Source organism: Clostridium sp. D5, from assembly GCF_000190355.1.
Lineage (GTDB): Bacteria > Bacillota > Clostridia > Lachnospirales > Lachnospiraceae > Faecalicatena > Faecalicatena fissicatena_A.
This window is the reverse complement of sequence record NZ_GL870817.1, coordinates 183,850-190,317: the sequence shown is the minus strand read 5'-3', so window position 1 is coordinate 190,317 and position 6,468 is coordinate 183,850. Positions and strand designations below refer to the sequence as shown.

At 47.4% G+C, this 6,468-nt stretch carries 6 protein-coding genes; all 6 read right to left on the bottom strand.

Annotated features, from left to right (window positions below; translation table 11 throughout):
• Window positions 1-222: 222 nt before the first annotated feature.
• The gene (locus HMPREF0240_RS25085) at window positions 223-834 is read right to left on the bottom strand and encodes a transcriptional regulator (protein WP_242833360.1); all 612 of its coding nucleotides are present in this window, start codon (window positions 832-834) and stop codon (window positions 223-225) included.
• A 186-nt stretch (window positions 835-1,020) separates the two neighbouring features.
• Window positions 1,021-1,692, bottom strand: coding sequence for a V-type ATP synthase subunit D (locus HMPREF0240_RS18340; RefSeq protein ID WP_009004915.1), 672 nt, complete (start codon window positions 1,690-1,692; stop codon window positions 1,021-1,023).
• 44 nt (window positions 1,693-1,736) lie between these two features.
• Window positions 1,737-3,110 (bottom strand): V-type ATP synthase subunit B, encoded by a 1,374-nt coding sequence (locus HMPREF0240_RS18335; protein WP_009004914.1) that lies wholly within the window; start codon window positions 3,108-3,110, stop codon window positions 1,737-1,739.
• Window positions 3,111-4,877, bottom strand: a complete 1,767-nt coding sequence (locus HMPREF0240_RS18330) for a V-type ATP synthase subunit A (RefSeq protein ID WP_009004913.1) — start codon at window positions 4,875-4,877, stop codon at window positions 3,111-3,113.
• 123 nt (window positions 4,878-5,000) lie between these two features.
• Window positions 5,001-5,321 carry a V-type ATP synthase subunit F gene (locus HMPREF0240_RS18325; RefSeq protein ID WP_009004912.1) on the bottom strand — a complete coding sequence of 107 codons (321 nt, stop codon included), beginning with the start codon at window positions 5,319-5,321 and terminating at the stop codon, window positions 5,001-5,003.
• The gene (locus HMPREF0240_RS18320; protein WP_009004911.1) at window positions 5,314-6,285 is read right to left on the bottom strand and encodes a V-type ATPase subunit; all 972 of its coding nucleotides are present in this window, start codon (window positions 6,283-6,285) and stop codon (window positions 5,314-5,316) included. Before HMPREF0240_RS18320 ends, HMPREF0240_RS18325 begins: the two co-directional genes overlap by 8 nt.
• Between the last annotated feature and the right edge of the window lie 183 nt (window positions 6,286-6,468).

Genomic DNA, 6,468 nt, shown 5'->3' with positions numbered 1-6,468 from the left:
TTCGTCAGTCCGCCCGCCAAAGCGAACATTCTAACCATAGGTATCTTATAGACTCTCGGCTTATAGGTAACACAGTCTGCCTCCAGACCGCTTTCGACCACTTTAGGCAGTGGTTACGGTTACTCTCAGCCTTTGTCATGGGGCTTCGTACACCAGCCATTACAGCTAATGCACGCCCATCAAGGGTAGGCGTTTCAGGGCGTTACCCCGTCATTCCACCTATCAAACTACCAGTTCTCCGAACAACGGAAAACCGTTGCTCGTGCGCAGACTTTTTACCGTCTGCGAACGAGTCGCACTGATCCAAAAATCATCTTCCGCCATTTTTCCCTGTGTTTTTTCAATAATCATCAGTGGCTCGTAAAAGGGCAGATCCAAATCCTGCAAGACCAATTTCATCTTGTCCCGGCTTCTTGGAAAGCATCTGGATTCCAGGAAATCTTCATACTGTTCAAATGTGGGGTTTTCCAGGCGTCCGAAAGGCCTTTTTATAAAATCATTTGTAAAATTATGGAGCTTTACTCTTCTGCCTCGTTCATCTACATCGATAACTGCACATTTTTCTCTTTTGAACATATACCACAGCCGCATTGGATATACTTTTTCCGGTATTCTGAGATTGTTTAAAATATCAGGATTATCATCCAGAATCTTTACCAACGTTACTATGGGGCCTGTAATGACAGTTTTATCCGCTTCCCATCTCTCAATTGTTTTCTTGGTTACATTTACTAATCCTGCAAATTCAACCTGTGTCATGCACAATTTTTTCCTGATCAGCTTGATATCCTTACCTGTCAAACCATCCGCTATTGCATACAAATCATTTTTCAAAATACAGCCTCCTTCCCAACAGAATCGTTTCATTTCACAGAGCAGTCCGAAAATAATAATGCAAAGTACTTTTGTATACTTAAAAGGACAGGTGAATTTTCATCACCTGTCCTTCTATAATTATGCTGCATTCCATCCTGATTCCCATAATTCCTTTGGGAACATCCCTCCATAGCAGCTGATGTTTTATGCCATATATTCCTTCTTTTCGTTATAATGATGTGCCTCTTGGAGCATCATATCTTTCACCTTCATCAGACGGATCTGAGTACTTCTCTCATTTTCATCCAACTTCATGGTAATATACTTGATGTTCTTTTCTGCCTCCGGAATGATGACATGTTCCAGCGCATTTACACGCCTTCTTGTCTTCTCAATCTCTGCTGCCATAAGCTGGCATGCTTTCTCGCACTCAGCCAGCCGTATCATGTCCGGCAGTATATCTGCCAGTGATTTTACGGCCCCATCCAGGTCGCTGGATGTAAAAGCAAAACCATAGGAGTAGATGTCATTCTCATCTGCGGTCCTTGTTTTGTAGTCAAAGGTCGGTATGTTAACGCTCATGACATTCTTTTCGCCGGGAACCAGATTGATTTCCTGCTTTGGTGCCATGAGAGCTGTATTCAGTGCCGCCTCGGACATGCCTGCTTTGGCAATGACAAAGTTTTTGTTGGCAGAAAGGATTCCTGCTTCCACCCTTAAACGAAGCTCCATATTCTCACGAACCAGATCGAGGTACTGACGCATCAGCTCGTCTCGCTTGTCTTTTAACAGCTTGTGACCGCGGATGGCCGTCAGCCTTTTCTTTTTCAGCCTGGTCAGTTCCATACGGGTTGGGTTAACCTGCGTTGATGCCAAATGTAATCACCTCTCCTTTCTATTGCCGCCTGCTGCGTTTTTCTTTATACTTTCCCGTAGTACAAGTCTAAGAACTTATCGTCAATACGTTTCAGCTCCGCTCTCGGCAGCATGGAGAGTAATTTCCATCCGATATTCAGTGTTTCTTCGATACTTCTGTCCGTCTGGTATCCCTGAGATACATATTCATTTTCAAAAGCATCTGCAAACTTCGCATAGATTAGATCTATGTCTGTCAGGGCGGCCTCACCCAGGATAACCATCAGCTCTTTCGCATCTTTACCGCGCGCATATGCTGCAAACAGCTGATTCAGCGTGTTTGAGTGGTCGGCACGTGTCTTGCCCTCGCCAATACCTTTATCCTTCAGACGCGACAGGGACGGCAGAACGTCGATTGGAGGCGTAATGCCTTTTCTGTATAAATCACGGCTCAGGATAATCTGTCCCTCTGTGATATAGCCCGTCAGGTCAGGAATCGGATGAGTCTTATCGTCTTCAGGCATGGTCAAAATCGGGATCATCGTGATACTGCCCTTTTTACCGTTCTGACGTCCCGCTCTCTCATAAAGAGAGGCGAGGTCGGTGTACATATAGCCCGGATATCCGCGGCGTCCCGGTACCTCTTTACGGGCTGCGGAGACCTCACGCAGGGCATCTGCATAGTTTGTGATATCTGTCAGGATAACAAGGACATGCATATCTTTTTCGAATGCAAGATATTCCGCCGCTGTCAGAGCCATACGCGGTGTCGCGATACGCTCGATGGCAGGGTCATTTGCCAGGTTAACGAACAGAACCGTTCTGTCGATCGCTCCTGTTGCCTTAAAACTTTCAATGAAGAAGTTGGATTCCTCAAATGTAATACCCATTGCAGCAAATACAACGGCAAAGTTTTCATTTGAGCCCAGTACCTTTGCCTGTCTTGCAATCTGTGCCGCGAGCTGGGCATGCGGCAAACCGGATGCCGAGAAAATAGGCAGCTTCTGTCCGCGGACCAGTGTGTTCAGTCCGTCAATGGCCGAAACACCGGTCTGGATAAACTCCTCCGGATAACTTCTGGCCGCCGGGTTCATAGGCAGGCCATTGATATCCATGCGGGCATCCGGAAGAATCTCCGGTCCTTCATCGATCGGACGTCCCAGGCCGTCAAAGACACGTCCCAGCATATCCTCAGATACACCAAGCTCCATGCTCCGTCCCAGGAAACGCACCTTGCTGTTCGACAGGTTAATACCTGTTGCACTTTCAAATAACTGAACCAGAGCATCGTTTCCGTTGATCTCCAGTACTTTACAGCGACGTGTTTCTCCGTCTGCAAGCTCAATTTCTCCCAGTTCATCATAGGTAACATTCTCTACGCCGCGCACTAACATCAGAGGGCCGGCTACTTCTTGTATGGTTCTATACTCTTTTGGCATTTAGAAGTCCTCCTTCCCTAATGTGTTGGCAATTTCCACATGCAGTTCTTTCTTTACTTCTTCGTATGCGCTGTCCAGATTATCCTCATGCGTATACTTGAAACGTCCAATCTGCTCACGAACCGGCATATTGATCAGTTTCTGCAGCTGGGCGCCTTCTGCAAGTGCTGCCACGGCCTGCTCGTAAAATGCCATAACCAGTTTCATCATCATGTGCTGTTTTTTCAGTGAAGTATAAGTATCCACCTCATGGAAAGAGTTCTGATGCAGGAAATCCTCACGGATAGAGCGTGCTGCTTCCATCTTCAGCCGGTCACTCGGGGACAGTGCGTCCATACCAACCATCTTAACGATTTCTTCCAGCTCTGCCTCTTCCTGGAGCAGCGACATCATCTTCTGGCGGTTTTCCATCCAGTCCGGTGCAACTGCTGAGTTGAACCATTTTTCCATATCATCCAGATACAGGGAATAGCTGTTCAGCCAGTTGATTGCCGGGAAATGCCTTTTATACGCAAGTGCGGAGTCAAGTCCCCAGAATACTTTTACAATACGAAGTGTTGCCTGCGATACCGGTTCGGAAATATCACCGCCCGGAGGGGATACAGCCCCAATCGCAGACAGCGCACCTTCTCTCCCGTCTTTTCCAAGACAGATCACATGACCGGCTCTCTCATAGAACTGTGCAAGACGGCTTCCCAGATAAGCAGGATATCCTTCCTCACCAGGCATCTCTTCCAGACGTCCCGACATCTCCCTGAGCGCCTCTGCCCAGCGGGATGTAGAGTCCGCCATTAATGCTACGGAGAATCCCATATCCCGGAAATACTCCGCGATTGTGATTCCTGTATAAATAGAAGCTTCTCGGGCCGCAACAGGCATGTCAGAGGTATTTGCAATCAGCACGGTCCTCTCCATCAATGACTGCCCTGTCTTTGGATCCTTCAATTCCGGGAACTCGTTCAGAACGTCCGTCATCTCATTTCCACGCTCACCGCATCCGATATAAACAACGATATCTGCTTCCGCCCATTTTGCAAGCTGATGCTGGATGACAGTTTTGCCGCTTCCGAATGGTCCCGGAACCGCTGCAACACCGCCCTTTGCAATCGGGAAAAAGGTATCGACAACTCGTTGTCCTGTTACAAGAGGCATCTCCGGCGGCAGTTTCTTTTTATAAGGACGGCCTTTGCGGACCGGCCATCTCTGCATCAGGGTCAGATTCTTATCTCCATCAGCAGTCTCAACGACCGCAACTGTCTCTTCAACCGTAAACTCTCCGGCTTTGATTTCTTTAATTTTTCCTTTGATACCATAGGGTACCATGATTTTTTGCTGAACAACGATTGTTTCCTGCACCGTACCGATGATATCTCCGGCTTCCACTTCATCCCCCACTGCTGCTGTGGGAACAAATTCCCATTTCAGATCTCTCTTCAGGGAAGGAACTTCTACCCCACGTTTCAGGTTGTTTCCGGAAACCTTCATGATATCATCCAGCGGTCTCTGGATTCCGTCATAAATACTGCTGATCAGACCAGGTCCTAATTCTACAGACATCGGAACTTCCATAGACTGCACCGGTTCCCCCGGTCCGAGTCCTGAAGTCTCCTCATAAACCTGTATAGAAGCCTCATCGCCATGTATCTCTATGATTTCGCCAATCAGTCTTTGATTACTGACACGGACTACGTCAAACATATTCGCGTCCCGCATCCCCTCTGCAATAACCAGAGGTCCTGCAACTTTTTTAATTACGCCTTTACTCATTCGACGAATATACCTCCTTGCTTATGCTACTTAGGCTCGGTCTTTTCGAGCCTTAGTTGCAAAGTACATCCTGTCGACTTAGGTTTGGTTCTTTCAAACCTTAGTGACATGGATGTTACCCTGCTATTCTTGCGAGAACAGGATGTCTGATCCGACTGCCTGCTCCACAGTTTTCTTTACGCCTTCCACGCCTGCTCCAGTATTGCCGGATACGCCCGGTATCTGTATGATTGCAGGCATCGTCTGCTCTTTATACTCTTCTATTACATCTTTTAATTGCGCCGCAATGGCTTCTGTAATATAGATAATTCCATATCTGCCACCTGCAAGCTGTCTTAACTTCGCTTCGGCTTCTTCTCTGTTCTGGACGGGGCAGATGCTGAGGCCCAGTGTTGCGAAGCCGTAAATACTGTCATAGTCGCCAACCACAGCTATCTTATACATACATCTCCCTTATCCTTTCCCTGATCATCTCGTCCGGAAAATCATTCTGCTTTCCGGTCAGGATAATACGAACAGTTTTTATTTCATTTTCTCTGGCCAGCACATAGGCTACCAGCGGGCCTACAGAAAAAGAATTATATTTCTGAGGCCGGATCGTTTCCATCATGCGGTTATCACACCAACGCTCAAATGCTGAAGGGGATTCCTCCAGTGCCGCCGCGCCCTCCGCGTAGGATGTGCCCAGAAGATAATCTCTGACGGCCTCCATACCGGTTACCGCAGCCTTTGACAGCTGATCCACATTCACGCTGTCACAAGGTGCCATCGCGCGCTTCATAAACTCAAGAGATTTTGCGGTCTTCTGTGATCGGACGGCAATCTTAATATCTGCAATTGCCACAGTGGACTCGGCATAGTTTTTGATAATATCGTCCTCCGCCTTCTGTCCCGCCTCATAAATGGCATCCAGAGCAGCCCTGTCTACGATTACATCACATAACTGTCCGTCTCTTGTATGAAGCAGCGTATCATAAGCCTCTGAAGCTGTCTCTCCCATCTTGCCCGGAAGCCTCTGGAATTCCTTATTTCTCACAAGCTGAAGCATCTCTGCCCCCGGAATTGAACAATCATCATAGAAAATATTTTTGTTTTCTACTTCAGTGCACACTTCCTTAATTGCCGCCTTCAGGTTATGGTACAGCTTAGGATAGGACAGAACATCAAACACTGAAAAATCGGGAGCAACATCATCAATCACTTCCCAGGTCTTCTCTTCTTCCCGTTTCAGCATGGCAGAAGCGTCCATGGAGCCAGTCCCGTCTCCCCAGCCTTTTTCACTCAGAAACTGCAGGCACTGCTCTTCATCCGCGCACGCCAGCAGCCGCTCAATCTCAGTACTGGAAAACAGTGAGGACTCCAAAGCCCGTATACGCGCAACCGCGTAAGTATATTCTAAATCATTCAAAATAAACCCTCCTGCTGCTTATACAACTTAGGTTCAGTCTTTTTGAACCTTAGTTGTAAAGTACATCCTGTTGACTTGGGCTCGGTTCTTTCGAGCCTTAGTAACATGGATGTTTCCTTGTTCCACAACTTAGGTTTGGTCTTTTCAAACCTTAGTTGTAAAGTACATCCTGTTGACTTGGGC